This window comes from Pedococcus sp. P2_E2, from assembly GCF_056403955.1.
Map to the genome: position 1 here is coordinate 257,455 of NZ_JBFUEM010000002.1, position 26,849 is coordinate 284,303.

General features: G+C 69.4%; 28 protein-coding genes. 18 read left to right on the top strand and 10 right to left on the bottom strand.

Features of this window, described 5'->3' with window-relative positions; translation table 11 throughout:
* Positions 1 to 164: 164 nt before the first annotated feature.
* From AC1DWR_RS06745 to AC1DWR_RS06765, 5 genes are all read right to left on the bottom strand, one after another.
* On the bottom strand, positions 165 to 464 hold the full coding sequence (locus AC1DWR_RS06745; RefSeq protein WP_477613603.1) for a hypothetical protein: 300 nt from the start codon (positions 462 to 464) through the stop codon (positions 165 to 167).
* A 123-nt stretch (positions 465 to 587) separates the two neighbouring features.
* A complete protein-coding gene (locus AC1DWR_RS06750; protein ID WP_477613602.1) occupies positions 588 to 1,166 on the bottom strand; it encodes a DUF3618 domain-containing protein in 579 nt (192 codons plus the stop codon).
* Complete coding sequence (locus tag AC1DWR_RS06755; RefSeq protein WP_477624020.1) at positions 1,163 to 1,582, bottom strand: phage holin family protein; 420 nt, start codon at positions 1,580 to 1,582, stop codon at positions 1,163 to 1,165. The genes AC1DWR_RS06750 and AC1DWR_RS06755 overlap by 4 nt, the downstream gene beginning before the upstream one ends.
* Positions 1,579 to 2,517: a hypothetical protein gene (locus AC1DWR_RS06760; protein ID WP_477624021.1), complete on the bottom strand. Its 939-nt coding sequence runs from the start codon at positions 2,515 to 2,517 to the stop codon at positions 1,579 to 1,581. Before AC1DWR_RS06760 ends, AC1DWR_RS06755 begins: the two co-directional genes overlap by 4 nt.
* 100 nt (positions 2,518 to 2,617) lie before the next feature.
* Entirely contained in the window at positions 2,618 to 3,505 is an 888-nt protein-coding gene (locus tag AC1DWR_RS06765; RefSeq protein ID WP_477624022.1) for a DUF72 domain-containing protein, read from the bottom strand.
* Between the two features lie 563 nt (positions 3,506 to 4,068).
* Between AC1DWR_RS06765 and AC1DWR_RS06770 the strand changes: the two genes are divergently transcribed.
* The 6 genes from AC1DWR_RS06770 to AC1DWR_RS06795 all read left to right on the top strand — a co-directional run bounded on the left by AC1DWR_RS06770 (position 4,069) and on the right by AC1DWR_RS06795 (position 8,838).
* Complete coding sequence (locus AC1DWR_RS06770; protein ID WP_477624023.1) at positions 4,069 to 4,266, top strand: hypothetical protein; 198 nt, start codon at positions 4,069 to 4,071, stop codon at positions 4,264 to 4,266.
* 122 nt (positions 4,267 to 4,388) lie between these two features.
* Positions 4,389 to 5,192: a sigma-70 family RNA polymerase sigma factor gene (locus tag AC1DWR_RS06775; protein ID WP_477624024.1), complete on the top strand. Its 804-nt coding sequence runs from the start codon at positions 4,389 to 4,391 to the stop codon at positions 5,190 to 5,192.
* A 51-nt stretch (positions 5,193 to 5,243) separates the two neighbouring features.
* Positions 5,244 to 6,197, top strand: coding sequence for a TIGR03557 family F420-dependent LLM class oxidoreductase (locus AC1DWR_RS06780; protein WP_477624025.1), 954 nt, complete (start codon positions 5,244 to 5,246; stop codon positions 6,195 to 6,197).
* Positions 6,198 to 6,330: 133 nt separating this feature from the next.
* Positions 6,331 to 6,774 (top strand): hypothetical protein, encoded by a 444-nt coding sequence (locus AC1DWR_RS06785; RefSeq protein WP_477624026.1) that lies wholly within the window; start codon positions 6,331 to 6,333, stop codon positions 6,772 to 6,774.
* 16 nt (positions 6,775 to 6,790) lie between these two features.
* The gene (locus tag AC1DWR_RS06790; RefSeq protein WP_477624027.1) at positions 6,791 to 8,020 is read left to right on the top strand and encodes an Nramp family divalent metal transporter; all 1,230 of its coding nucleotides are present in this window, start codon (positions 6,791 to 6,793) and stop codon (positions 8,018 to 8,020) included.
* Positions 8,020 to 8,838, top strand: a complete 819-nt coding sequence (locus tag AC1DWR_RS06795) for a hypothetical protein (RefSeq protein ID WP_477624028.1) — start codon at positions 8,020 to 8,022, stop codon at positions 8,836 to 8,838. Before AC1DWR_RS06790 ends, AC1DWR_RS06795 begins: the two co-directional genes overlap by 1 nt.
* A 48-nt stretch (positions 8,839 to 8,886) precedes the next feature.
* Here AC1DWR_RS06795 and AC1DWR_RS06800 read toward each other — a convergent pair whose 3' ends face one another.
* Complete coding sequence (locus AC1DWR_RS06800) at positions 8,887 to 9,336, bottom strand: hemerythrin domain-containing protein (RefSeq protein WP_477624029.1); 450 nt, start codon at positions 9,334 to 9,336, stop codon at positions 8,887 to 8,889.
* Between the two features lie 156 nt (positions 9,337 to 9,492).
* Positions 9,493 to 9,648, bottom strand: coding sequence for a DUF6131 family protein (locus AC1DWR_RS06805; RefSeq protein ID WP_477613591.1), 156 nt, complete (start codon positions 9,646 to 9,648; stop codon positions 9,493 to 9,495).
* A 182-nt stretch (positions 9,649 to 9,830) separates the two neighbouring features.
* Between AC1DWR_RS06805 and AC1DWR_RS06810 the strand changes: the two genes are divergently transcribed.
* From AC1DWR_RS06810 to AC1DWR_RS06855, 10 genes are all read left to right on the top strand, one after another.
* A complete protein-coding gene (locus AC1DWR_RS06810) occupies positions 9,831 to 10,844 on the top strand; it encodes a LacI family DNA-binding transcriptional regulator (protein ID WP_477624030.1) in 1,014 nt (337 codons plus the stop codon).
* A 139-nt stretch (positions 10,845 to 10,983) separates the two neighbouring features.
* The gene (gene araB, locus AC1DWR_RS06815) at positions 10,984 to 12,654 is read left to right on the top strand and encodes a ribulokinase (protein ID WP_477624031.1); all 1,671 of its coding nucleotides are present in this window, start codon (positions 10,984 to 10,986) and stop codon (positions 12,652 to 12,654) included.
* Positions 12,651 to 13,349 (top strand): L-ribulose-5-phosphate 4-epimerase, encoded by a 699-nt coding sequence (locus AC1DWR_RS06820; protein ID WP_477624032.1) that lies wholly within the window; start codon positions 12,651 to 12,653, stop codon positions 13,347 to 13,349. Before araB ends, AC1DWR_RS06820 begins: the two co-directional genes overlap by 4 nt.
* Entirely contained in the window at positions 13,346 to 14,845 is a 1,500-nt protein-coding gene (araA, locus tag AC1DWR_RS06825; RefSeq protein ID WP_477624033.1) for an L-arabinose isomerase, read from the top strand. The genes AC1DWR_RS06820 and araA overlap by 4 nt, the downstream gene beginning before the upstream one ends.
* Positions 14,846 to 14,941: 96 nt before the next feature.
* Positions 14,942 to 16,039: a multiple monosaccharide ABC transporter substrate-binding protein gene (chvE, locus tag AC1DWR_RS06830; RefSeq protein WP_477624034.1), complete on the top strand. Its 1,098-nt coding sequence runs from the start codon at positions 14,942 to 14,944 to the stop codon at positions 16,037 to 16,039.
* A gap of 143 nt (positions 16,040 to 16,182) precedes the next feature.
* Positions 16,183 to 17,715 carry a multiple monosaccharide ABC transporter ATP-binding protein gene (gene mmsA / locus AC1DWR_RS06835; RefSeq protein WP_477624035.1) on the top strand — a complete coding sequence of 511 codons (1,533 nt, stop codon included), beginning with the start codon at positions 16,183 to 16,185 and terminating at the stop codon, positions 17,713 to 17,715.
* A 1-nt stretch (position 17,716) separates the two neighbouring features.
* Positions 17,717 to 19,135: a multiple monosaccharide ABC transporter permease gene (mmsB, locus tag AC1DWR_RS06840; protein WP_477624036.1), complete on the top strand. Its 1,419-nt coding sequence runs from the start codon at positions 17,717 to 17,719 to the stop codon at positions 19,133 to 19,135.
* A gap of 166 nt (positions 19,136 to 19,301) precedes the next feature.
* Complete coding sequence (locus tag AC1DWR_RS06845) at positions 19,302 to 19,847, top strand: gluconokinase (protein ID WP_477613579.1); 546 nt, start codon at positions 19,302 to 19,304, stop codon at positions 19,845 to 19,847.
* On the top strand, positions 19,844 to 21,319 hold the full coding sequence (locus AC1DWR_RS06850; protein WP_477624037.1) for a GntT/GntP/DsdX family permease: 1,476 nt from the start codon (positions 19,844 to 19,846) through the stop codon (positions 21,317 to 21,319). The genes AC1DWR_RS06845 and AC1DWR_RS06850 overlap by 4 nt, the downstream gene beginning before the upstream one ends.
* Positions 21,320 to 21,407: 88 nt before the next feature.
* On the top strand, positions 21,408 to 22,391 hold the full coding sequence (locus tag AC1DWR_RS06855; protein WP_477624038.1) for an NAD(P)H-binding protein: 984 nt from the start codon (positions 21,408 to 21,410) through the stop codon (positions 22,389 to 22,391).
* Between the two features lies 1 nt (position 22,392).
* Here AC1DWR_RS06855 and AC1DWR_RS06860 read toward each other — a convergent pair whose 3' ends face one another.
* A complete protein-coding gene (locus tag AC1DWR_RS06860) occupies positions 22,393 to 22,860 on the bottom strand; it encodes an SRPBCC family protein (RefSeq protein WP_477624039.1) in 468 nt (155 codons plus the stop codon).
* Positions 22,861 to 22,934: 74 nt separating this feature from the next.
* Here AC1DWR_RS06860 and AC1DWR_RS06865 point away from each other — a divergent pair, with 74 nt between their 5' ends.
* Together AC1DWR_RS06865 and AC1DWR_RS06870 are read left to right on the top strand one after the other, a co-directional pair.
* Entirely contained in the window at positions 22,935 to 24,170 is a 1,236-nt protein-coding gene (locus AC1DWR_RS06865) for a D-arabinono-1,4-lactone oxidase (protein WP_477624040.1), read from the top strand.
* A gap of 28 nt (positions 24,171 to 24,198) precedes the next feature.
* Positions 24,199 to 24,825, top strand: coding sequence for a TetR/AcrR family transcriptional regulator (locus tag AC1DWR_RS06870; RefSeq protein WP_477624041.1), 627 nt, complete (start codon positions 24,199 to 24,201; stop codon positions 24,823 to 24,825).
* On the opposite strand, the gene AC1DWR_RS06875 is transcribed toward AC1DWR_RS06870, so the two are convergent.
* On the bottom strand, positions 24,813 to 25,667 hold the full coding sequence (locus AC1DWR_RS06875) for a 3-hydroxyacyl-CoA dehydrogenase family protein (protein WP_477624042.1): 855 nt from the start codon (positions 25,665 to 25,667) through the stop codon (positions 24,813 to 24,815). The two genes, AC1DWR_RS06870 and AC1DWR_RS06875, sit on opposite strands and share 13 nt — an antisense overlap.
* Complete coding sequence (locus AC1DWR_RS06880; RefSeq protein ID WP_477613572.1) at positions 25,664 to 26,842, bottom strand: thiolase family protein; 1,179 nt, start codon at positions 26,840 to 26,842, stop codon at positions 25,664 to 25,666. The genes AC1DWR_RS06875 and AC1DWR_RS06880 overlap by 4 nt, the downstream gene beginning before the upstream one ends.
* Positions 26,843 to 26,849: the final 7 nt, after the last annotated feature.

Genomic DNA, 26,849 nt, shown 5'->3' on the forward strand with positions numbered 1-26,849 from the left:
GTAGGGGCGGCGGGAGCCAATGCAAGCCATGGCCGCCTCAGCTGAGTGGACGTTCAGGGCTCCGAGGACCCGGCGATCCGGGACCCGACACGGACTCGGCACGGACCCGGACCGCGACGCGCCCAGGGTGCGACCAGGTGGTCCGGTCTTGCAGTGGGTCGATCTCAGGACCGCTGCAGCCGGTCCAGAGCGTCGCGGAGGGCCTCCACGGCCTCGTCCTGCCGGTCGTCAGGCACCCAACGCAGGACCACCTTCGGAGCCGCGTCGGCCCCGGCCGACTCGAAGGTCAGCGGCCAGCTGGACTGGTGCGGCCAGTCCGCACGCAGTCGTTCCTCCGCCTGGTCCACCGTGAGCGGGCCCGTGAGGGTGACGTGGACGTCGTGCGCCACTCCGGCGGTCGTGCGACGTTGGTTGGTGACGCGCTCGACCTCGGTGACGGTGACTGGCGGCTGTGCATCGCTCATGGCCGCCCCGTACCCACGCCCGCCGATTTCATTCGTCCTTGGCACGCCCACGCGTCGACCTGCGGGCGCTGACGAGGGGCGGAAGCAGGCCTCCCGCCCCTCGACCCAGTTGCCCCCGCCGAGCTACTGGGTGGCGCGCACGTTCTCCACTGAGGACTGGGCCTGGGTCCTGACGTCCTCGGCGGTGGACCTTCCCTCCTGGGCGACGTTGTCCTTGGCCTCCATCGCGGTGTCCTTCACGCTCTGAGCCGCTTGCTTCGCGGGCTCCTTGAGCTCCTGCGCGGTGTCCTGCGCCACGCTCTTGGCCTCTTCGACGACGGGCTGCGCCTTGTCCTTGAGCGCGCTGGCGGCCTGCTTCTCCTTCTCGGAGGCCGGCAGCATCGAGCCGACCAGCCACCCGGCACCGAGGGCGATCAGCCCTGCCGCGAGGGGGTTGCCCTGCGTCTTGCTGCGAGCCTTGTCGGCAGCGGCCCCCGGCGCGTCGGCGACCGTGGACGCGGCGTCGGAACCTGTGGCGCGCAGGTCGTCGGCCGTGCCCATCACCCGGTCCTTGACCGAGGTCGCGACACCAGCCACCTTGTCGGCCTGACGGCGTGCGACGTTGGAGGGGCTGACCGTCTCTGTGAGCGCGTTGACATCGTTGCTCAACCGGCCCCGGGTGTCCTCGATGTCCCGGCGGATCTCATCTGGGGTGTTCGTCATCGCTTGTCCTCGTTCCCTTTGAGCGCGTCGGGGATCTCCCGCGCCGTCTCTGTCGTCTGCGGAATTCCCTTGACCTGCTTGAGCTCCCGGCGTCCGGTGGCGGCCAGTACCGCGGCCACGAGTGCCCAGATGGCCGCCACGACCAGGGCCGACCAGGCCCGGCCGGTCGCGTTGCCTAGCCCCCACCACAGGGCGACCGACAGGAAGATCAGCACGAAGTGGCCGGCGACACCGGCACCGCCGAGCATCCCGGCGCCCTTGCCGGCCTGAGTGGCCGACTGGCGCAGCTCGGCCTTGGCGAGCTCCGTCTCCTGGCGGATGAGCGTCGACAGGTCGCGGCTGATGTCGGCGAACAGCTCGCCGACATTGCTGAGCGACCGTGTCGGCGTCTCGTCGAGCCGGGGGTCCTGGCTCATCGGGGGAGCCCGCTCGCGTCGGCCCCGCTCCCACTGATCGGCGCGGTCCCGCCGTGAACGCCTCCTGCGTCGCTGGGCGTGTCGCTGACGGGATGGCTGCCGGTGGCGGTGCTGGTCCCGCTGGCAGAGCCGTACGCGGAGTAGCCGGCAGTGCTGTGATCCACCGGCGAAGGGGCGGCGCCCGCACCACCCGTGGGGCCAGCCGTGTCGGATCGGTCCTGGTGGTCCGCGACCAGGCCGCGGCTCAGACGGCCTCCGACCAACCCGACGAGGGCGGCCGTGGCGAGGAATGTGCCGGGACGCTGCCGGGCGAACTGCTTCACCTCCGAGACCAGCGAGCCCGGGTCCCGCTGGTCGAGCCAGCCGGCGACATCGCCGATGCGCTGCGAGGCCTGATGGGCCAGGTCGCTGGCGACGCCCTGCTGGTCCGAGCCGTGAGCCATGCTGGACAGCTCCTGGCTGAGCGACCGCAGGCCTTCGGCGACCTTGGTCTGCTGCTGGGCGCTCTGGTCGATCAGCTGGTTGCGGGTCTGCTGCCACAGCTCCTTGGCCTGCTGGCTGGTCTCCTGCGCCACGTTCTTGGCTTCCTCCTTGCCGACCTCGGCCACGTGGCGGGCGCCTTCCTTGGCCTGCTCGCCCGTGGCTCGTGCCTCGTCCTTGGCGACCTCTTTCGTGTCGGTGGAGCCCGGGGTCGCCCCCGGGCCACCCGTGCCGCCGCCCGGGGTCGCCCCCGGGCCGCCCGTGCCGCCGCCCGTGCCGCCATCCCTGCCAGCACCACCGCTCGGGGTCGTGGAACTCGTGCTGATGGGGCTGTCGGTGCCGTGGCTGTCGGTGCCGTAGGTGTCGGTGCCGGCGGCGGGGGAGGTCTCGACCGTGCCGAGCTCGCGGGTGGCGTCGTCGTCCTGCGTGCGGGCGCTTCCGTAGGTCTCGCTCATGTCCATTCCTGTCCTGTCAACGAGTGCTGGACCGGCGGTGTGTCCACCGCCGCTACGGGGGGCTTACCCGCGTCTGACCTGCCCAAACGTCGCAATGTGGCTATTTCCGACGGGGTGCCGGGCAGCTCTGGAGGAGCCCGAGCAGAGCGCGGGCGTCGTGGGGTGCGTGTCCGCGGGCGTCGTTGTCGAAGTACACGTGCACATTCAGCCCGGCGTGCGCCCACCGCCGGATGCGACGGCCCCACGACTCCAGCGCGTCGCGTGAGTACCCGCTTCGGTAGAGCGCGGTGTCCCCGTGCAGCCGGACGTAGACGAGGTCGGAGGTGACGACCTCGAACTGAGGCCATGTGCCGGCACTGTCCGAGATCACCATGGCGATGTCGTTGCGCTGCAGCACTTCTCGAGCACGTGATGAGTGAAAGCTCTCGTGGCGCGGCTCGAGGGCGTGCCGAAGCGGTGCGCTGACGAGGGGTGTCGTGAGGGCGCGGTCCGCCCCCACCTTCTCGTCGTGTCTCGATGCCAGGTCGGCCGCAGCCTCGGTCGTGCGTGGCAACAGGTCGAAGAAGGCTTCCAGCCGCTCCTCGTCGAACGCCAGGCGGGCAGGCAGCTGCCACAGCACGGGGCCGAGCTTGTCGCCCAGGGCGAGCACCCCGGAGGCGAAGAAGTTCGCGAGCGGGGTCTCCACGTCCACCAGGCGGCGCATGTGGGTGATGAAGCGACCGCCCTTGACGGCGAACACGAAGCCCTCCGGCGCCTGCGCTGCCCAGGCGGCATAGCTGCTGGGTCGCTGCAGCGAGTAGAAGGAGCCGTTGACCTCGACCGCCGTCAGCTCCCTGGAGAGGTGGCTGAGCTCGTCACGCTGGCGCAGGCCGGCCGGGTAGAAGTCCCCGCGCCATGACGGGTAACGCCAGCCGGAGGTGCCCACGCGGATCTCGCCCGGTCGAGGACCTGGCTCGCCCTGGTGGGAAGAGGTGACGCGTGGCGTCATACCGCTGGATGCATGTGGTTCTCGGGCGCACTCGCGAGATGCAGGCAAGCCCTGCCCCTAACCACCTGACCGAGACGGCGGCGCCTGGCTGTCGCTCGCACTCGTCGGGTCGGCGGCCCGGCTGCGCGCCTGGTCGACAGTCCACTGCGTGTCACAGACCATGCACCGGAACGCGGGGTGCAGGCGCGAGTCCTTGGAACCAGCCGGCCCTGGCAGCATCACGGTCGTCGCCCTGTCGCTTCCGCACTGCGGGCACACGTGCGTGCCCATCTACCGGCCGCCCGCCGTGCAGGTATGCCGTACGAGCACCCCGACTCTCACCGTGTCACCTTTCGCGGACATACAGTCTCCAACCCTTTCGCGGACCTACTGTCCCAACGCTTCGCGGACCAATTGTCCTCCGTCAACGACTGGGTACCCAAGGACTGGGTACCCAGGACGGACGGCGGACAAACGCGCGGCGGTGACTCGAATGGGTCGGGCGGTTTGCCGCGGCCGGCAAGTGGGTACGGCACGTCGCGAGCGCAACACCGAGTTGTGCCGCGTCACCGAGGAGGCAGTCCATGGGCAAGCCCGACAGCGCCGGCACCGCTACGAGTCCCCAAGGCGATCAGGGCTCGGGTGCCCCGGCATCCACCGACGCTCAGGACGGAGGCCCCGGGTCCCACACCGAGGACCAGACGGGTGGCGCCGCCAACGACCCCGCGAGCGGTGGCATCCCCGAGGATGCCGAGAGCGAGGACGGCACTCCCGCCGGCTGAGCTCCCACGGCGCGAGGCGAGGCCTGCTGTTGCGCTTGCTCGGGTGCGGTGGTTGTCTGGGGGAAAGACAACCGGTCCAGCAGTGGTGCCTTGTCCCCAACTCGAACTCGAGGGGATGCACCGTGTCAGCACCGCTTGTCCTTACTTCCCATACCGCTTCGTTCGCCGAGCCGGCATCGACCGTTCAGGACCACGAGCGCGCCGAAGCGCTCCTCGCCGAGGTCCAGGACTGTTCGGACCCCGACCGGCGGGACGAGCTGCGACGCCAAGCCGTCGTCCTCACCCTGGACCTGGCCGACGGGGTCGCTCGCCGCTTCAGGGGCCGGGGGATGGACGTCGAGGACCTCGTCCAGGTGGGTCGGGTGGCCCTGCTGAAGGCTGCCCACGCCTACCGGTGCGGCTACGGGAGCAGCTTCGCGGCATACGCCGTCCCCACGATCGCCGGCGAGATCAAACGACACTTCCGCGACAACGCCTGGGCGGTCCGGCCGCCACGGCGGCTGCAAGAGCTGCGCGCCGAGCTCGTCCGCGAAGAGGATCACCTGCGGCACCTGCTGCTCCGCGAGCCGACCGAGGCAGAGCTCGCCCAGAGCCTCGGGCTGCCCAGCTCCGACGTGCGTGATGCCCACGCGTGTTCACGGGCCTATCGGGCCGTGTCCCTCGACCTACCGCCGGGGGCTGGGGTGCCGGACGTGGTCGACGACGAGCCCGGCGTCGATGACCTCATCGCCGACCGGGACCTGCTCGCGCGGGCGCTCGAGGGCCTGAGTGACCGCGAGCGGCTCATCCTGAGGCTGCGGTTCGTCGAGGAACAGACCCAGTCGCAAATCGGGGTCGTGCTCGGTGTCAGCCAGATGCAGGTCTCCCGGCTCCTTGCCGTCATCCTCGGAAAGCTTCGCAGCGACCTGCTGGCACCTGCTGCATGAACCCAACCCGGTGGGCGGCTGCCGCCGGGACAAGCGTGGAGGAGGACAGGCATGAAGATCGGCTACTTCCTGTCGTGTGAGGAGTACGGTCCCCACGAGCTCGTCGAGCAGGCTGTGCTCGCGGAGAAGTCGGGGTTCACGCGGCTCTGGATCAGCGACCACTACCACCCCTGGAACGACGAGCAGGGACAGAGCCCCTTCGTCTGGTCGGTGATCGGTGCGATCTCGCAGGCCTGCTCCCTGCCGGTCACCACAGCTGTCACGTGCCCCACCGTTCGGGTGCACCCGGCCGTGGTTGCGCAGGCTGCGGCGACCTCGGCCGTGATGCTCGGTGGGCGTTTCGTCCTCGGGGTCGGCTCGGGCGAGGCGCTCAACGAGCACGTGCTCGGGCAACCGTGGCCGCACGCCGAACGGCGGCTGGAGATGTTGGAGGAGGCCGTCGAGGTGATGCGTGCCCTGTGGACCGGTGAGGTGGTCTCGCACGAGGGACGGCACTACACGGTCGACACCGCACGGATCTACACCCTCCCTGAGCAACCCCCGCCGGTCTACGTCTCCGCCTTCGGGCCCAAGGCGTTGGAAGTGGCGGCGCGCATCGGTGACGGGTTCATCACCACCAAGCCGGACGGTGATGCGGTGGCTCAGTTCCGACGGCTCAAGGGCGACGACCAGGCGCCGGCCATGGCCGGCTTCAAGGTGGCGTATGCCGCGACGGCCGAGGAGGGGCGCGACCATGCTCATCGGTTGTGGGCCAACTCCGGGCTACCGGGCGAGCTCGCTCAGGTGCTTCCTTCCCCGCAGCACTTCGAACAGGCGGCGACCCTGGTGACGAAGGAGTCGACAGGGGAGTCGGTCGTGTGCGGCAGTGACGCGGGGGAGCACCGCGCAGCGTTCGACCCGTTCGAGAAGGCGGGTTTCGACGAGGTGTACGTCGCGAACATGGGCCCCCGGTGGAGGGAGATGATCGCGTTCTACGGCGAGGAGGTGCTCCCCCAGCTGTCGTGACGGGTTGAGTCGGTGTGGGCAAGAGGAGGAGTGATGCAGACATGAGTGACGGCTGGGCACTGGGCATCGCCTGGTGGCTCTTCCTGGCGATGCTGGCCGTGCTGGTGTTCACGATCCTGCGCAAACGCCCGTGATGCGGGCGGCACGGATCCTGCTGGTCCTCGGCTCGGCACTCATCGTGGGCGGTTGCATCGCTCCCGCCCTGGACCGGGGCGCCTTCGAGCAGAACGCCAAGAGCGCCCTGGAGTCGGCGGCCAGTGAGACCTCGACGGCGCAGATCGCAGTGGACGTCCTGCTGTCCGGCAAGGCCACGAACGCCTACGCCGACACCGTGGTCACCGACAGCGAGAACGCCATGGGGGGCATCGAGACGAGCTTCGGTGTCGTCGACCCGCCCACCCCGACCCAGGACGAGCTGCGCGACCAGGTGCTCACCCTGCTCGGAGACGCCGACGACGCCTTGGCCCATGCCCGGATTGCGATCCGTCGCGGCGACGTCTCCTCGCTGACGGACGCACGCAAGGAGCTTGACGACGTCAGCTCCCACCTGGAGTCAGCCAGGGCAGACCTCAAGTGAACGGGGACGAGTCTTCGTGAAGAAGGTCTTCGCGGTCGCGCTGGGCATCCTGACCGCCATCGGCGGGTTCGTCGACATCGGCGACCTGATCACCAACGCCCTCGTCGGGTCCCGTTTCGGGCTGTCCCTGGTCTGGGTGGTCCTCGTCGGGGTGGTCGGCATCTGCGTCTTCGCGGAGATGAGCGGTCGGGTCGCCGCGGTCAGCGGACGCGGGACGTTCGACCTGATCCGCGAGCGACTCGGTCCGCGGGTCGGGCTGACCAACCTGGTCGCGTCCATGCTGGTCACGTTCCTGACCCTCGCCGCCGAGATAGGCGGTGTCGCGCTGGCCATGGAGCTGGCAACCAGCGTGAACCGGTTCCTGTGGATGCCCGTGGCCGGCGCCGCGGTGTGGTTGGTGCTGTGGCGGGTGAAGTTCGCCGTCCTCGAGAACGCCTTCGGGCTGGCAGGCTTGTCCCTCGTCGTGTTCGCTGTCGCGGTGTGGAAGCTCAGCCCTGACTGGAGCTCGCTGGCCCAGCACGCGTTCAACCCGACGGTGCCGCCGAACGAGTCGCACACGGTGTACTTCTACTACGCGATCGCCTTGTTCGGCGCCGCCATGACCCCCTACGAAGTGTTCTTCTTCAGCTCCGGCGGGGTCGAGGAGAAGTGGACGGCGAAGGACCTGGGCACCATGAGGGCCAACGTGTTCATCGGGTTCCCACTGGGCGGCATCCTGTCCGTGGCGATCGCCGCCTGCACCTCCCTGGTGTTCCTGCCGCACGGCATCAGCGTCGACACCCTCGGACAGACAGGACTGCCAGTGGTCCTCGCCGTCGGAAAGCTCGGACTCGCGTTCCTGCTGCTGGGATTCTTCGCCGCCACCTTCGGCGCTGCGTGCGAGACCGGCCTGTCCGTCGGCTACAGCGTCGCCCAGTACCTGGGTTGGCAGTGGGGCAAGTACGTGGCACCCCTTCGTGCTGCCCGCTTCCACACGGTCCTGCTGCTGTCGTGCATCGGCGGTGTGGCCCTGCTCCTGACCACGGTCGACCCCATCATGCTCACGGAGTACTCAGTGGTCTTCAGTGCCATCGCCCTGCCCCTGACGTACTTTCCCATCCTGGTTGTCGCCAACGACCGCACGTACATGGGTAGACATGCCAACGGGCGGTTGGCGAACTCCTTGGGCATGGTCTACCTGGTCCTGGTCATCGTGGCCTCGGTAGCCGCCATTCCCCTGATGGTCCTGACAAAGGCGGGGCAATGATGCCAAGGACATCTCGGGCCGACAGCATCGACGTGACCCTCAGGGTGATGGACCACCAGCTCGTCGGCCCCAGTGGTGCGCTCGTGGGGAACGTCGACAACCTCGTCGTGCGTCAGGAGAAGGACGAGCTGTTCATCGTGGGGGTGCTCAGTGGGCCGGGTGGGTTCGGGCCACGCCAGCCGGGGCTGCTCGGGCGGTGGATCGTCGCCGTGTGGCAACGCCTCAACCCGGGCGAGGACCCCAGCCCGCTCATGGTGCCCATGTCCCACCTGCGCAGCATCGGCTCGGCGATCACCGTGAGTGACTATGCAGAGGGCGTCCTTCAGGGCGCCGCAGGGCTCGAGCAATGGCTACGTCGCCACGTCATCTCGGCCATCCCCGGGGCGACAGCCGGCGACGACCGGCTGGCCGGGACGACCGTGGGCCAACCAGTCGACCACGACGAGCTCACGCCACCCAAGGGCTCCCACCTGGTGAGTGACCTGCTCGGAGCAGAGGTCGTCGATGACACCGGTGGGTCCCTGGGTGCGGTCCTGGAGCTTCGCGGGCTGCCGTTCGAGCAGACCGGCCTCGAGGTCGGCCGGCTGCGCGTGACCAGCATCGTGTTCGGGCCGCGGGCTCTCGGTGGCGAGCTGGGCTACACCACCTTGACCGACCAGGGCCCATGGCTGCTCGCACGCTCCTTCGGCTGGTGGCACCGTGACGACCGCGAGGCCACCTGGGATGACGTCGCCCACATCGACTGGGCCGAGCAACGGGTCACGCTCCGGGCAGGCCAGAACTGGCGACATCCACACGCTGCGGAGCCAGGCGGCTAGCAGTGTGTGGACGCCGCGTTCAGGTTCGGGTCAACGGCTGCGCTCCGTTCAGGACTGCAGCGCCGCCAGGGCCTGCTCCTTGGCTGCGGTGAAGCGGTCGCCGAGGTCTGACAGCTCCTGGTTGGAGGCGCTCGCGGCGAAGGCAGGCAGGATCTCCTGCTCCTCCTCCTCCACGTGGTGGCGCACCTCTCCGATCATGGCTGCGATCAGCCCGTCCACGCCCGGCGCCTCGGGGTCCGCCTCCAGGAGCTGCTGCAGGGTCTGCTCCACGTGGTGGTGTTCGGCGAGACCGTCGTCCACGTCCGTGCCTTCGTCCGGCACGGTCGCCTTGATGGCCGGGTACACCACCTGCTCCTCGGCCTTGGAGTGGGGGATCAGCAGCTCGGCGACCTGCTGGAGCAAGCCGGGTATGTCCGCGGGTTCGGCCTTCTCGAGCTGCTTGAACACCGACTCGAGCGTCTTGTGGTCGTCCTTGATGAGCGTGATGACACCGGGCATGAAAACTCCATCCGTCGAGGCGGCTTGCGATGAGCGTGCCCCTGCTGCTTACCCAGTCGACGGACAAGTACACCCTCAACCGGCGCCCGGGTTCACCCGGTTGGAGAATGGCGCCGGCGATGGCCGGACTCGAGGTGGCGTGTGCCGCGACGGCGGTCAGTACCAGTGTCGGCGGCCGCCGATGGCGCGGCCGGTCGAGCCGAGCAGCAGGAGCACCAGCCCGATGACCGCCAGGATGACGCCGATGGTGATGAGGACGGGGATATCGGCCAAGTAGCCGATGACGACCAGGATGAGGCCGAGGATGATCATGGGTACCTCCTTCGTCCCGTGCCGCCAAGATACTGCCCGGACCGAGCGCCTTTCAAACGTCCGGGACCGGCTGGTGCGGCCTGGGGCGCGGTCGCCCACAGGGCGGGTGGCACAATCCGAGGCGTGAACCCGTCGCCTGCCTCCGTCATGGTGCTGGCCGACCCTGTCGAGGGAGCGTCCTCATGAGCTCGGCACCTCGGACGGCCCCTCGTCTGGAGGACGTCGCGCGCGTTGCCGGGGTGTCGCACCAGACGGTCTCGCGGGTCGTGAACGGGTCCGCGCGCGTGGCACCGGCCACCCGCGCCCGGGTGCTCGAGGCGGTCGCCGAGCTCGGATACCGCGGCAACAGCGCGGCCAAGGCGCTCGCCACCCAGAAGAGCGGTGTGGTCGGGGTCGTCGTGGCGGGGCTTGGCTTCTTCGGCCCGTCCAGCACCGTGGTGGGCCTGGAGCTGGCGGCTCGCGCCGAGGGCTACGGGATGGTGCTGGCCTCCCTGCCCGAGGTGACCCAGCAGGCAACCCAGGACGCCCTCGACCACCTGGTCGGCGAGTCGGTCGAGGCCATCGTGCTGATCGCTCCTGTCGACACCGGCCTCGACCTGGGTGTCCGGTCACGGCTGCCGGTTCCCGTCGTGGTCCTGGACGCGAACCCCGTGCGCGCGCGCCTGTCGGTTGGAGTGGACCACGAGGCCGGGGCACGGTTGGCCACCCAGCACCTGATCGACCTCGGGCACCGCCACATCGCCCACCTCAGTGGTCCGTCGGACTGGTACCAGGCCGAAGCCCGCACGCTCGGCTGGCGCGGCGCGCTGGAGGAGGCCGGGCTGGCGACCCCCGAACCCCTGGTGGGGGACTGGACCGCCTCGAGTGGTTACCGCCTCGGGCGTCAGCTGGCCGCGCAGTCGGAGGTGACGGGCATCTTCGTCGCCAACGACCAGATGTCCATCGGCGTGCTGCGCGCCCTGGCCGAGGCCGGTCGCACGGTGCCCGGCGACGTCAGCATCGTCGGTTTCGACGACCTTCCGGAGTCCGAGTACTTCACGCCGCCGCTCACGACGGTCCGGCAGAACTTCGTGGCCCTGGGGCGCGGGGCCATGGGCCTGCTCACCTCGGCGATCCGTGGCGAGCTGGAGGAGGGCACCGTCACCGTGCCGCCCAAGCTCGTGGTGCGTGCCTCGACCGGTCGTCCTCCCGGCTGAGTCGAGCACGGTCGGAGGTTTCTGGGGGCGAGGTCTTGACAAGGCAAGTGTTAGCGCTAACATCTGCTGTTAGCGCTAACACGAACCCTGTGGCGGGCGCATTGGCTCACTGGCGAACCAACAGCACGAGGAGCGTTCGATGACGAACGAGGACAGCGACGACAGCTACGTCGTCGGCGTCGACTTCGGGACCCTGTCCGGCCGTGCCGTGGTGGTACGCGTCAGCGACGGGGCCGAGCTGGGCAGCGCGGTGTCGGTCTACCCGCACGCTGTCATCGACGAGGCGTTGCCGGGGACGGGCGAGCGGCTCCCTCCTGAGTGGGCGCTCCAGGTCGCGACGGACTACGTCCACGTGCTGCGCACCGCGGTTCCCGAAGCCGTCCGCGCCGCGGGGATCGCCCCCGAACGGATCGTCGGCATCGGGACCGACTTCACGGCGTGCACGATGGTGCCCACGCTCGCGGACGGCACCCCGCTCAGCGAGACCGCCGGCTTCGCCTCCTCGCCCCACGCCTACGTCAAGCTGTGGCGCCACCACGCGGCCCAGGGACAGGCCGATCGCATCAACGCCCTCGCCGCCGAGCGCGGCGAGCCGTGGCTGGGTCGCTACGGCGGCCTCATCTCCTCGGAGTGGGAGTTCGCCAAGGGCCTGCAGATCCTCGAGGAGGCCCCCGAGGTGTATGCCGCCATGGCCCACTTCGTGGAGCTTGCGGACTGGATCGTGTGGCAGCTGTGCGGAGAGTACGTGCGCAACGCCTGCACGGCCGGATACAAGGGGATCTACCAGGACGGGGAGTACCCGAGCCGCGACTTCCTCGCCGCTCTCAACCCGGACTTCGCCGGCTTCGTCGACGACAAGCTCGCGCACCGCATCGGACAGCTGGGTGACCCGGCCGGGCGGCTGACGGCGCAGGCGGCTGCCTGGACCGGGCTGCCGGAGGGCATCATGGTGGCGGTCGGCAACGTCGACGCGCACGTCTCGGCACCCGCTGCGCAGGCGGTCGAGCCGGGGCAGCTCGTCGCGATCATGGGCACGTCGACCTGCCACGTTCTCAGCAGCACCGTCCTGCGCGACGTCCCCGGGATGTGCGGTGTCGTCGACGGGGGCATCATCCCGGGGCTCTGGGGGTACGAAGCCGGTCAGTCGGGAGTGGGTGACATCTTCGGCTGGTTCGTGAGCTCGTGCGTTCCCCCGGAGTACCACGAGGCGGCTGCCCGGGCAGGGGTCTCGGTTCACGAGCACCTCACCGCGCTTGCTGCGGCCCAGCCGATCGGGGGGCACGGCCTGGTCGCGCTCGACTGGCACAGCGGCAACCGGTCGACCCTGGTGGATCACGAGCTGTCCGGTCTCGTCGTCGGACAGACGCTCGCGACCGCCCCTGAGGACACCTACCGCGCACTCCTCGAGTCCACCGCGTTCGGCGCCCGGGTCATCGTCGAGGCCTTCGAGGGGTCCGGCGTGCCGGTCACGGAGTTCGTCGTCGCGGGTGGCCTGCTGCGCAACCCGCTGCTGATGCAGATCTATGCGGACGTCCTCAACCTCCCCCTGTCCGCGGTCCGGTCGGAGCAGGGCCCGGCGCTCGGCTCGGCCATCCACGCGGCCGTGGCGGCGGGGGCCTACCCCGACATCCGCAAGGCCGCGCAGGCGATGGGCGGCCGCACGGTCGCTGCCTTCGTCCCGGTCCCGGAGAACGTGGCCGCCTACGACGAGCTGTATGCCGAGTACCTCGCGCTCCACGACCACTTCGGACGGGGCGGCAACGACGTCATGCGCCGGCTCAAGGCGATCCGCCGCAAGGCCCTCGCATGAACGCCCTCGCCCTCCCGGCAGTCCGCGAAGCCGTGGACGAGCTGCGCGCCTCCGTCGCCGACCTGCACAGCGAGCTCACGCGCAACGCCCTCGTCGCCTGGACCGCGGGCAACGTCTCCGCGCGGGTGCCGGGCGAGGAGCTGCTCGTCATCAAGCCGTCCGGGGTCGCCTACGACCAGCTCAGCGCGGACGCGATGGTGGTGACCGACTTCGAGGGCCGACTGGTCGAGGGGCCGCACGCTCCCTCGTCCGACACGGCCGCGCATGCCTACGTCTACGCCCACCTCCCCGAGGTCGGAGGAGTCGTGCACACGCACTCCACCTACGCCACGGCCTGGTGTGCCCGGCGCGAGTCGATCCCCTGCGTGCTCACGATGATCGCCGATGAGTTCGGCGGCGACATCCCCGTCGGCCCGTTCGCCCTGATCGGGGACGACTCGATCGGCCGGGGCCTTGTCCAGACCTTGGCGAGCAGCAGGTCGAAGGCGGTCCTCATGGGCGGGCACGGCCCCTTCACGGTGGGGCCCGACGCCCGGGCGGCCGTCAAGACGGCCGTGATGCTCGAGGACGTCGCCCGCACCGTGCACGTCGCCAGCCAGCTCGGGAACCCCTGGCGGCTGGACCAGGCAGACATCGACCGGCTCTACGACCGTTACCAGAACGTATACGGGCAGAAGGGAACTCCCGCCTCATGACCACTCAGCCGAAGATCTGGTTCCTCACGGGCAGCCAGGGCCTCTATGGCGAGGACGTCTTGCGCCAGGTCGCCGCACAGTCCGCGGTGATCTCCGATGCCCTCCAGTCAGCGGGAACCCTCACCGCCAAGGTGGTGGCCAAGCCGATCCTGACCGATGCCGCGTCCATCCGCCGCGTGATGCTCGATGCCAACGGTGACGACGACGTGGTCGGAGTCATCGCGTGGATGCACACCTTCTCCCCGGCGAAGATGTGGATCTCCGGGCTCGATGCCCTTGCGAAACCGCTGCTGCACCTGCACACGCAGGCGGGGCGGGACCTCCCGTGGGCCACGATCGACATGGACTTCATGAACCTCAACCAGGCCGCCCACGGCGACCGGGAGTTCGGTTACATCCAGACCAGGGTCGGGGTCACGCGCAAGACGGTGACCGGACACGTCAGCGATCCCACCACGGTCGAACGCATCGCGACGTGGGCCCGTGCCGCGGTCGCCCGGGCCTCCCTGCGCACGCTGCGGGTGGTGCGCTTCGGCGACAACATGCGCGACGTCGCCGTCACGGACGGCGACAAGGTCGAGGCCGAGCTGCGCCTCGGCGTCTCGGTCAACACGTACGGCGTCAACGACCTGGTGGCCGTCGTGGACCAGGTGGCCGACGCCGACATCGACACGCTCGTGAAGGAGTACGAGGACCTGTATGCCGTGGCAGCGGACCTCCGCTCGGACGGCGGGCGGCACGAGTCCCTGCGCTACGGAGCGCGGATCGAGCTCGGGCTGCGGACGTTCCTGGAGGAGGGCGGCTACGGCGCCTTCACCACCAACTTCGAGGACCTCGGCGGGCTGCGCCAGCTGCCCGGGCTGGCCGTTCAGCGCCTCATGGCCGACGGCTACGGCTTCGGTGGCGAAGGGGACTGGAAGACCGCGGTCATGCTCCGCACCCTCAAGGTGATGGCGCGGGGACTGCCCGGCGGCACCTCGTTCATGGAGGACTACACGTACCACCTTGAGCCCGGTCGCGAGCTGATCCTCGGCGCGCACATGCTCGAGGTCTGTCCCTCGATCGCGGCCGAACGGCCAAGCCTCGAGATCCACCCGCTCGGCATCGGAGGTCGCGAGGACCCGGTGCGGCTGGTGTTCACCGCCGCTGCAGGGGAAGGCATCGTGGTCGGCATCTCCGACCTGGGCGACCGGTTCCGGCTGACTGCCAACGAGATCGACGTCGTGCCACCGCTGGCCGCGCTTCCCAACCTCCCGGTCGCGCGAGCGGTCTGGAGCCCGCGTCCTGACCTGCGCACATCCACTGAGTCCTGGCTGGTCGCTGGGGGTCCGCACCACACGGTGCTGTCGACCGCCCTGACGGCCGAGCACCTGCACGACTTCGCCGAGATGACGGGCCTCGAGCTGGCCCTCATCGACGCCCACACGACCACCCGCGGCTTCGTTCGCGAGCTGCGGTGGAACACCGCTTACCACCGGCTGGCCCAAGGCCTGTGAGGCGCCGCGCCGTTGGCGCACAACTGAATACCCGAACACCCGTCAGTACCTCAGCCGGCACCTTCGCAGGTTGACATCCATGGAATGGAGCACACAGTGCGCAGAATCATCGCGGCAGCTGCCGTCGGCCTCCTCGCAGTCGGCCTCAGCGCCTGCGGTCGCCAGACGGACAACGCCTCGTCCGGCAGCAGCGGCGCTGCCAACGTCAAGGGCACCATCGGGGTGGCCATGCCGACCAAGACGTCCGAGCGGTGGATCAAGGACGGTGACTACATCAAGCAGCAGCTCGAGGCCGCCGGCTACAAGGTGAACCTCCAGTACGCCAACGACGACATCCCGACCCAGGTCACCCAGGTCAACGACATGGTGACCAAGCAGAACCAGGTCCTGGTGATCGCCTCCATCGACGGCACTGCCCTGAAGGGTGCCCTCAAGGAGGCCAAGGACGCGGGCATCCCCGTGATCGCCTACGACCGCCTGCTTCGTGACACCGACGCCGTCGACTACTACACGACCTTCGACAACCTGAAGGTGGGCAAGCTGCAGGCCGAGTCACTGCTCGCCGGCCTCGCGGCCAGCGGCGCTCCCAAGCCGTGGAACGTCGAGCTCTTCGCCGGGTCCCCGGACGACAACAACGCCACGTTCTTCTTCAACGGGGCCATGGAGGTCCTGCAGCCGAAGATCGACGCCGGCGACATCAAGATCGCGTCCGGTGAGACCAACTTCAAGACCGTGGCGACCCTGCGGTGGGACGCGGCGGTGGCGAAGAAGCGCATGGAGAACGTGCTGACGAAGTCGTACTCCAAGGCTGACGTCAACGGCGTGCTGTCGCCCTACGACGGTCTGTCCCGTGGCATCCTCGCCGCGCTCAAGGGCAGCGGTTACGGCACCGGTGGCAAAAAGCTGCCGGTCGTCACCGGCCAGGACGCCGAGCTCGAATCGGTCAAGTCGATCCTCGCCGACGAGCAGTACTCGACGGTCTTCAAGAACACGCGTGACCTGGCCCAGGCCACCGTCACGATGATCACCGAGATCGCCGGCAAGAAGACCGTGACGGTCAACGACACGGAGTCCTACGACAACGGCGTCAAGAAGGTCCCGACCCAGCTCCTCGAGCCGGTCGCCGCCGACAAGTCCAACGTCAAGGGCATCCTGCTCAAGGCGAAGTACTACACCGAGGCCGACTTCTCCTAGTCGCCCCACCAGCTCCGTGGCGGCGGACGGACCACCGTCCGCCGCCACGGACACCACACAGGGGCAGTTGCCCTGCACCCTGCACGAACCTCACGAAGACCCGAAACCCAACGGGACCCAGAAGACCCACGGAGGCTGAGCGGATGTCCACCCCGATCCTCACGATGCGCGACATCACCAAGGAGTTCCCGGGCGTCAAGGCGCTCTCGGACGTGAACCTGTCGGTGCAGCGCGGCGAGATCCACAGCATCTGTGGTGAGAACGGTGCCGGGAAGTCGACCCTCATGAAGGTCCTCTCCGGTGTCTACCCGCACGGCACCTACCTCGGCGACATCGTCTTCGAGGGCAGCGAGATGCAGTTCAAGGGGATTCGCGACAGCGAGTCCGCGGGCATCGTCATCATCCACCAGGAGCTCGCGCTCATCCCGGAGCTGTCGATCGTGGAGAACCTCTTCCTCGGCAACGAGCAGGGCAAGGCAGGCGTCATCAACTGGCCGGTCGCGCGACAGCGTGCCCTCGACCTGCTCGCCCGGGTGGGCCTGGACGAGGACCCGAACAGCCAGGTCAAGAACATCGGCATCGGCAAGCAGCAGCTCGTCGAGATCGCCAAGGCGCTGGCCAAGGACGTCAAGCTGCTGATCCTCGACGAGCCGACGGCCGCCCTCAACGACACCGACAGCCGACACCTCCTGGACCTCCTCCTGGGCCTCAAGGCCAAGGGCATCACCTCGATCATGATCAGCCACAAGCTGGGCGAGATCGAGGAGGTGTCCGACTCGATCACGATCATCCGGGACGGCCGCACCATCGAGACGCTGGACATCACCAAGGGTGAGGTGAACGAGGACCGGATCATCCGCGGCATGGTCGGCCGCGACCTGGACCACCGGTTCCCCCCGCACGAGCCGACAATCGGTGAGGTGCTCCTGGAGATCCGGGACTGGACCGTCGGCCACCCCCATGACGCCTCCCGGCTCGTCGTCAAGAACGCCAACCTCAGCATCCGCCGGGGCGAGATCGTCGGCCTCGCGGGTCTGATGGGCGCAGGTCGCACCGAGCTGGCCCGCAGCGTCTTCGGTGAGTCCTACGGCCACAAGGTCGGCGGCCAGCTGGTCAAGGACGGCCGGTCGCTCAAGGCGAACACCGTCCAGAAGGCGATCGACGCCGGGCTGGCCTACGTCACCGAGGACCGCAAGAGCCTGGGCCTGAACCTGCTGGACACGATCAAGGTGTCCATCACGGCTGCCGGGCTCCGGAAGATCCGGCGGCGTGGCGTCGTCGACGAGCGCGAGGAGGTCCTCGCCGCAGAGCGCTACCGCAAGAGCATGAACATCAAGACCCCGAGCATCGAGGAGGGTGTCGCCAAGCTGTCCGGCGGCAACCAGCAGAAGGTCGTCCTCGGCAAGTGGATGTTCACCGAGCCGGACGTGCTCATCCTCGACGAGCCCACCCGGGGCATCGACGTCGGCGCCAAGTACGAGATCTACGAGATCATCAACCGCCTCGCCGACAGCGGACGCGGCGTGCTCGTGATCTCCTCCGAGCTGCCCGAGCTGCTCGGGCTGTGCGACCGCATCTACACGCTCAGCGCCGGTGTCATCACGGCCGACGTCCCCCGCGCCCAAGCAGACCAGGAAATCCTCATGCGTTACATGACCCAGCGAAAGGCAGACTGACATGGCGACCGACATCGCCCCCGCGCCCACGGCCCCCGCGCCGCCGCCCACCCAGTCACTGGTGAGCGAGATGCGCAAGGCCCTCAGCGGCAACATCCGCCAGTACGGGATGATGATCGCGCTGCTGCTGSTGGTGCTCATGTTCCAGGTGCTCACCGACGGCCTGTTCCTCCAGCCTCGCAACGTCACGTCGCTGCTGGTGCAGAACGGCTACATCCTCATCCTCGCCATCGGCATGGTCATGGTGATCATCGCCGGCCACATCGACCTGTCGGTCGGCTCGGTGAGCGCCTTCGTCGGTGCCACCGTGGCTCTGTCGATGGCCAAGCTCGACCTGCCCTGGCCGGCCGCCATCCTCCTCGGACTGGCGCTGGGCATCCTGGTCGGGATCTGGCAGGGCTTCTGGGTCGCCTACGTGGGCATCCCCGCCTTCATCGTGACCCTGGCCGGCATGTTGCTCTTCCGCGGCCTGGACCTGATGATCCTCAACGCCGAGTCCATCCCGGTGCCGGAGAGCTTCCAGAAGATCGCCAACGGCTACCTGCCCGAGGTGGGGCCGGTGACCGGCTACCACAACCCCACGCTCGTCCTGACGCTGCTGGCCGTCGCCGTGATCGTCTACCTCGAGCTGCGGCGCCGGTCCGACCTTCGCCGCTACGGCATGGACGTGCCCCGGCTGACCCTGAGCGTGATCAAGCTCGTCGTCATCTGCGGGCTGCTGCTCGGCTTCGGCCTCCTGCTGGCGTCCCACAAGGGAGTGCCGGTCGTCGGCCTGATCCTCGGTGGCCTCGTCGTCCTCTACACGTTCATCACCCAGCGAACCGTTCTCGGTCGTCACATCTACGCGGTCGGTGGGAACTCCAACGCGGCTCGCCTCTCCGGCGTGGACACGCGACGCATCGACCTGTTCGTCATGGTCAACATGGGCTTCCTGGCCGCGGTCGCGGGCATGGTGTTCACGGCATACCTCAACGCCGCGAACCCCAAGGACGGCGTCAACTTCGAGCTCGACGCGATCGCGGCCGTCTTCGTCGGCGGCGCGGCGGTGGCCGGCGGCGTCGGCACCGTGACGGGGTCGATGATCGGTGGCCTCGTCATGGGCGTGCTCAACCTGGGCCTGGCCAACATGAGTGTGGACAGCAACTTCGTCCAGATCATCAAGGGCCTCGTGCTCCTCGGCGCCGTGGCGTTCGACGTGTACTCCAAGAGCCAGGGCAAGTCGAGCTTCATCGGGATGATCCTCAGGGGTGTGCAGCGTGGTCGAGGAGGCGACGGTCCGAGCGGCCCCACCGGGGGCACCGGTCCCTCGACTCCCGTGGCCGAGGGGGAGGAGGCCGCCGGCTTCCGCAACGCCAGTCGCTCGCACACCGGCATCGCGGAGCGCGGAGCCGCGCAGAGCGCCCAACCCTCGACCGGGTAGCGCGCTGGCCGGGTGACCGGGTAGCCAGGTTTCGAGGAGTACCTCGCCCGTCAGGCGAGGTACTCCTCGTCGCTGACGTGCGTTCCTGAGGACGTCCACGGCTTTGCCCTGAGCCGGACAGGCGCTTGCGGATGCCCGCCGACATCCTCGGGGCTACAGTCGCGGCATGGGCGATCCTGCGCCGACCGGAGCGACGACACCCGACCACGTGGTGGTCATGGGCGTGTCGGGTTCGGGCAAGTCGACTGTGGCGAAAGGGATTTCGACCGTCACCGGTTGGGAGTTCGCTGAGGGAGATGCCTTCCACTCGGACGCCAACGTCGCCAAGATGCGGGCCGGGGATCCGCTGACCGACGAGGACCGCTGGCCGTGGCTCGAAGCGATCGGGGCCTGGATCAGCTCCAAGGAACAGGCCGGGGAGTCCGCGGTCATCACCTGCTCGGCGCTGAGACGCGCCTACCGCGACGTGCTGTGCAAGGACCGGCCGCATGTGCGGTTCCTCCATGTCACGGCGCACACGGATGTCATCCGGGACCGGATGGAACACCGCCCGGGCCACTACATGCCCGCTTCGTTGCTGCCCAGCCAGCTTGCCACGCTCGAGCCGTTGCAGCCCGACGAGCCCGGGGTCGCCATCACCAATGAGGGGACGGCTGCCGTGGTCCTGGACCGCGCGCTGTCTGCCCTGGGCCTCAGGAAGGAACACCAATGACCGCGTCCTTGCAGCATGCCCTGTCCGGAACCATCTCCCTCGCGGCGGCAGACGAGCCGTATGCCGGTGACGGCGTGCTCGTCGTCGCGTGCGTCGTGGGCATCCTGGCGGTGGTGCTCCTCATCACCGTGGCAAAGCTCCACCCGTTCCTCTCGCTGATGCTCGGGTCGGCGGTGCTCGGCGCCATCGCCACCATGCCCCCGGCGGACATCGTCGCGAGCTTCATCAAGGGCTTCGGCAACACCACGGGCTCCGTCGGCGTGCTCATCGCGCTGGGCGCGATGATCGGCAAGATGCTCGAGGACTCCGGAGGCGCGAACAAGATCGTCACCACCATGATCGCCCGGGTCGGGCGCAACGGGCTGCCGTGGATGATGGCCGCCATCGCGGCCATCCTCGGCCTGCCGCTCTTCTTCGAGGTCGGCGTCGTCCTCCTGGTCCCGGTGGTGGTCATGGTCGCCCGACGCACCGGCCTGTCGCTCATGCACGTGGGCATTCCGGCGCTGGCCGGCCTGTCCGTGCTGCACGGGCTCGTGCCGCCGCACCCGGGGCCACTGACGGCGATCGGACTCCTCAAGGCCGACCTGAGCCTGACGCTGCTGTTCGGCATCATCATCGCGATCCCCACCGTCGTGATCGCCGGTCCGGTGCTGGCGCGCTTCGTGCACAACTGGGTGCCCAAGCACGCCACCGATCTTGCGTATGTCGGCGCGGGGAGTCCCAGCGCGGGCGGGGCCGAGGCGCCGTCGGAGCGAGCGGCCGAGGTTCGTGATGATGCAGCCGCGACGCAGCCGGGGCGCCGTCAGGTGCCGTTCTCCTCCGCCCTGATCGCCATCACCCTGCCCGTCCTGCTGATGCTCATCGACGCGATCGCCAAGCTCGTGGTCACCGACGAGGAGTCCGGCTTCCGGAAGGTGACCGACTTCCTGGGCACCCCAGTCGTCGCCCTGCTCATCGCCGTGATCTTCTGCTACTTCGCCCTCGGCCTGGCCACCGGCATGAACCGTTCCCAGGTCAGCGACTCCTTCGGTGCGAGCCTGCCCGGCATCGCCGGGATCATCCTCATCGTCGCCGCCGGCGGTGGCTTCAAGCAGACCCTTGTGGACGCCGGCGTCGGCGACGTCATCAAGAACTGGGCAGAAGGCGTCAACATCTCGGTCCTCCTGCTCGGCTGGCTGGTCGCCGTCCTCATCAGGCTGGGCACCGGCTCCGCGACGGTGGCCACCATCACCGCGGCGGGCATCGTCGGACCGCTGGGCGCGAGCCTGAGCGCGAACCACCTCGCGCTGCTCGTCCTGGCGATCGGCTGCGGCTCCCTCTTCTTCAGCCACGTCAACGACGCAGGCTTCTGGCTGGTCAAGGAGTACTTCGGCCTGACGGTTGGAGAGACCATCAAGTCGTGGTCGGTGATGGAGACCGTGATCTCCGTCGTAGGCTTCGCCCTGGTCATGCTGATGAGCGTCATCGTCTAGCGCGACCGCCGAACCATGGGACGCCGTCGGCGGCCCAGTCAGAGCCGTCCTTAGCCGTCCTTAGCCGTTCCGAAACCGGGGGTCGCTGGTGCGAGTCGTGGTCATCGGCGCGGGCGGTTATGTCGGCAGTCGGCTGGTGCCGGCGCTCCTCGCGCAGGGCCACGCGGTCACGGCGACCTTCACTGATGCCTCGTCGGCGGGTCGCTTCTGGTGGTCGGACGAGGTCGACGTCGTCGAGGTGGACGTCCTCGACCGGTCCTCCGTGCGGGCGGCGTGCAAAGGTGCCCAGGCGCTGTACTACCTCGTCCACGGGCTCGGCGGTGACGACTTCGCCACCAGTGACCGCGAGGGCGCCTACAACGCGGCGCACGCCGCCGTCCGCGCGGGCCTGGAGCGCATCGTCTACCTCGGGGGACTGGTCCCGGACGTGCCGGACCGCGAGCTGTCGCCACACCTGAGGTCCCGGCTCGAGGTCGAGCAGGTGCTCACCGACTCGGGGGTGCCGACCCTGGCGCTCCGTGCGGCGATGATCGTCGGCAGCGGTTCCACGTCGTTCGAGATCATGCGCCAGATGAGCGAGCGCCTGCCTGTCCAGGTGCTGCCGAGATGGATGGACAGCCAGGTCGAACCCGTGGCGGTCACCGATGTCCTCATCGCCCTCGTCGGCGCGCTCTCCGCCCCGCCGCGCAGCCGCGCCTTCGACCTCGGCAGCGGGGAGCGGATGGCGTATGCCGCGTTGCTGCGGCTCTACGCCGACCGCGCCGGTCTGCGGCGGGTCCAGGTGAGCGTGCCCGGGCTGCCGACCGGCCTGGTGTCCAGGCTTGCACCGATCCTGACCCGGGCCCCGGCTTCGACCGTGCAGTCGCTCGTCGAGAGCCTGCACCACGACATGGTCTGCGGACGGCAGGACTTCGTGGTGCAGCTGATGCCCAGGGGGCACTCGCTCACCCCCGTGGCCGACGCCCTCGACCGCGCGCTCGCTGTGCCGGACGCGGCAGTGCCAGACCGGGAGCGTGACGTCATCGGACCGCTGACCTCGGACGCGACCTGGGTCGGCTCGGTGGCCGGCTGACTCAGGAGCGCCGCAGCTTGAGCTGTCGCTCGAGGTTGTGCGCGAACCCGACTCCCATCGCCGCGATCACTGCCTGCATCGAGGCCTGGACGGCCGGCTTGGCCAGCCTCGGGAAGGGCAGGTCGACGTCGACGCCGAGCTCGATGGACAGCCGGGTGCCCTCGCCGCTGTCGGCCAGGACGTACACACCCTTGACGCCGGCGCGCTCGTCGCCCTTGGGCGCATGGGTGTAGCTGATCCGCTCCTCGGGCGTGAACTCCATGCGCTCGGTGAAGGAGAGCCCGACGCTCTTGCCGAGGACCTCGATGGGAGCGAGCTTCCACAGCCAGGTCTCGCCGTGGTCCTCGATCGAGCGGACCATCGGCGTCAGCTTCGCCACCAGCTTCGCATCGGTCAGGACGGCCCACACGGCGTCCCGGGGATGGGGCACGACGGCAGTGGACCGCTTGGAGGCTGAGAAGACCGACATGCCCTGAGTCTGGTCCATGGTTCCGCCAGCGGCCCGCCGGGATGCGAACGGCCCCGCCGCGCCAGACTGGTGCCATGGTCGAGCGGAACTGGGCGGGCAACATCACCTACGGGGCGCAGCGGGTAGCGCGACCAACCAGCGTCGCGGAGCTCCAGGACCTGGTGGCCGGGGCTGCGCGGATCCGGGCCCTGGGGTCGCGGCACTCGTTCACCGGGCTGACCGACACCGACGGCATCCTCGTGGAGCTCTCGCACCTGCCGCAGGTGCTGGAGGTCGACGAGGCAGCCGGCACCGCCACCGTCTGCGCGGCCCAGGACTACGGCACCGTGGCCGCTGCCATCGAGGCGCGCGGCTGGGCGCTGGGCAACCTCGCGTCGTTGCCGCACATCAGCGTTGCGGGGGCCGTCGCGACGGGCACCCACGGCTCTGGCGACGAGCTCAGCTCGCTGGCCGCCGCGGTGGCGGCCGTCGAGCTGGTAGGTCCCGACGGCGAGCTGCGGACGGTCGCGCGCGGCGACGCCGGCTTCGAGGGCAGTGTCGTGGCCCTCGGCGCCCTGGGCATCGTCACCCGGCTGACGCTCGACGTCGAACCCAGCTACTCGATGCGCCAGGACGTCTACACCGAGATGCCTTGGCACGTGGTCGAATCCGAGCTCGACGCCATCACGAGCGCCGCCGACAGCGTCAGCCTGTTCACCCGACTGGACGATCGCGGTGTCCTCCAGGTCTGGTGCAAGAGCCGGTCGGCCCAGGCCCCCGGCGACCTGTTGGGGTCGCCGCGGGCCACGGAGCCGCTGCACATGCTCGACGGCGCCCCGACCGACTCCGTCACCGACCAGAGCGGCGTGGCCGGCGCATGGCTTGACCGCCTGCCACACTTCCGCCGCGAGTTCACCCCCAGCCGGGGTGAGGAGCTGCAGAGCGAGTACCTCGTCGACAGGTCTGCGGCGTTGGACACCCTGGCAGCCCTGCGGCGACTCCAGCCAGTGCTCGCCCCGGTCCTGCAGAGTGTCGAGATCCGCACCGTTGCCGCCGACGACCTGTGGCTCAGCAGCTCCTACGGGCGGCCGACGGTGGGGTTCCACTTCACCTGGCAGCTCGACGAAGAACGGGTGTATGCCGTGCTGCCGGCCATCGAGGCCGCCCTGCTGCCGTTGGGTGCTCGGCCGCACTGGGGCAAGTGCTTCGTGGCGACCGCCGACGACCTTGCTGCGCTCTACCCGCGCTGGGATGACTTCCGGCAGCTGCGGGCCGGCGCCGACCCCGAGGGCAAGTTCGGCAACGCGTTCCTCGACAAGGTGGTCGGCTGAGCGGCGACCCTGTGAGAGTCTGACCAGCGTGAGCGACACCGCGCCGGTGACCCCCCGCCGGGGTCGTCCGGGCTACGACCAGGCGACGGTGCTGCGCCGCGCGATCGAGCTCTTCAACGAGCAGGGCTACGACGGCACCAGCATGGGTGATCTCGCCCGCGAGCTCGGCTTTACCAAGTCCGCCATCTACCACCACGTCCCGAGCAAGACCCACCTGCTGTCCCTCGCCCTCGACGAGGCCCTGGACGGGCTCACCCAGGTGATCGAGGAGGCGAGCAGCGACGCTGCGGGCCGCACGGCATACGAACGGCTGCGTCAGGCGGTGCACAAGAGCGTCGAGGTGCTGGTCGAGCACCAGCCGGCCGTCACGCTCCTGCTGCGGGTGCGCGGCAACAGCGAGGTGGAGCTTGCCGCGCTCGGCCGCCGCCGCGAGATCGACGCGCGCCTTGCGGCGCTGGTCAAGGAAGCCATCGACGAGGGTTCGCTGCGCACCGACGTGGCTCCGGCGCTGGTCAGCCGGCTGCTCTTCGGCATGGTGAACTCGCTCGTCGAGTGGCACCGCGCTGGTGGCGGGGTCGATGGGGCACAGCTGTCCGAGGCGATCACGACCATCGCCTTCGACGGCCTGGCAATCAGGCCGCCTCACCAGACGTAGAAGCCGCGCCCGCTCTTGCGACCCAGCTCGCCCGCCGCCACCTTGTCGCGCAGCAGCTGAGGAGGTTCGAACCGGGGCCCGAGCTCGCGCGCCAGGTGCTCGGCGATGGCCAGCCGGACGTCGAGGCCGACGATGTCGGTGGTCTTGAGCGGTCCGACGGGGTGCCGGTAACCCAGCGTCATCGCGGTGTCGATGTCCTCGGCGGACGCCACGCCCTCCTGCACCATCCGCATCGCCTCGAGCGCGATGGCCACCCCGAGCCGACTGCTCGCGAAGCCCGGTGAGTCCTTGACCGTGATCGCCGTCTTGCCCAGCGCCGCCACCCAGCCGCGAGCCTGCTCCACGAGGGCGTATGCCGTGTGCTCACCCACCACGACCTCGACCAGGTCGCTGGCGGGGACGGGGTTGAAGAAGTGCAGGCCGATGAACCGCTCCGGCGCCCGCAGCCCCGAGGCGATGGTGCCGATCGACAGCGAGCTGGTGTTGGTGGCCAGGACCGCTTCGGGTGCGACCCGCTCGACCCGCTGGAAGACGGCCAGCTTGAGGGCGGCGTCCTCCGGGACTGCCTCGACGACCAGCTCGACGTCGCCGAGGTGAGCGGTGTCGCTGGTGGTGGTGAGGCGCGCCGCGGCTGCGTCGACGTCAGCGAGCAGGCCACGTTCGGCGGCCTTGCCCAGACTGGTGACGACCCGCTCCCGCGCGGCCTGGGCCGTCGGCTCGTCGCTCTCGACGACCACGACCGTGCAGCCCGCCGCGAGGAAGGTGTGCGCGATCCCGGCGCCCATGCGGCCGCCGCCGTAGACGCCGACACGCGTCGGCAGCGAGCCTTCGTGGCTCGTCATGGGCGCTCGAGGAGCAGGGCGCTGCCCTGGCCGACGCCGACGCACATGGTGGCCAGGCCTCGCCGGGCGTTCGCCCGCTCGAGCCTGCCCAGCAGGGTGACGACGATGCGGGTGCCGGAGCAGCCGAGCGGGTGGCCGAGGGCGATCGCGCCGCCGTCGGCGTTGACCAGGTCCTCGTGCAGCCCGAGGTCGCGGATGCAGGCGAGGGACTGGGAGGCGAAGGCCTCGTTGAGCTCGACGGCCTCGAGGTCCTCGACGGTCCAGCCAGCGCGGTTCAGGGCCTTGCGCGTCGCGGGGACGGGGCCGATGCCCATGATCTCGGGAGCCACTCCGGCGCTCGCGGCAGCGACGATCCGCGCTCGCGGGGTGAGGCCGTGCTCGGCGATGAACCGCTCGCTCGCCACCACCACCGCGGCTGCACCGTCGTTGAGGCCACTGGAGTTTCCGGCCGTCACCAGCCCGTGGGGACCGTGCAAGGGGCGAAGGGCGGCGAGGCGCTCGAGGCTCGTGTCGGCCCGAGGTCCCTCGTCGGTCGTGAACTCGCCGTCACGCAGTGGCACGGCGACGGTCTCGGCCTCGAAGCGGCCGTTCTTGATCGCGTCGAGCGCACGCTCGTGCGACCGAAGGGCAAAGGCGTCGAGCTCCTCACGCGTCAGGTTCCACTGCTGCGCAACGCGTTCGGCGGTCTGCGGCATGGTCAACGTCGTGTCGGCGTCGAAGCGCGGGTTGGTGAACCGCCACCCGATCGAGGTGTCGAAGGTCGCGCCGGGTCGGGCGAACGCCTTCGTGGGTTTCTCGGTGACCCAAGGTGCCCGGGTCATCGACTCGACGCCGCCGGCCACCACGAGGTCGGCGTCGCCCGCGGCGATCATCTGGCGCGCAGTGGCGATGGCGGTCAGGCCCGAGGCGCAGAGCCGGTTGACGGTGAAGCCCGGCACCGACTGGGGGAGCCCCGCGAGCAGGACCGCCATCCGTGCGACGTTGCGGTTGTCCTCACCGGCCTGGTTGGCCGCGCCGAACACCACCTCGTCGATGAGCTCCGGGTCGACACCGGCGCGCGTGACGGCTTCGCGGACCACGAGGGCCGCGAGGTCGTCGGCGCGCACGGAAGCCAGCCCACCGGCATACCGGCCGATGGGGGTGCGCACGCCGTCCACGATGAAGGCTTCGGTCACGCTCTGC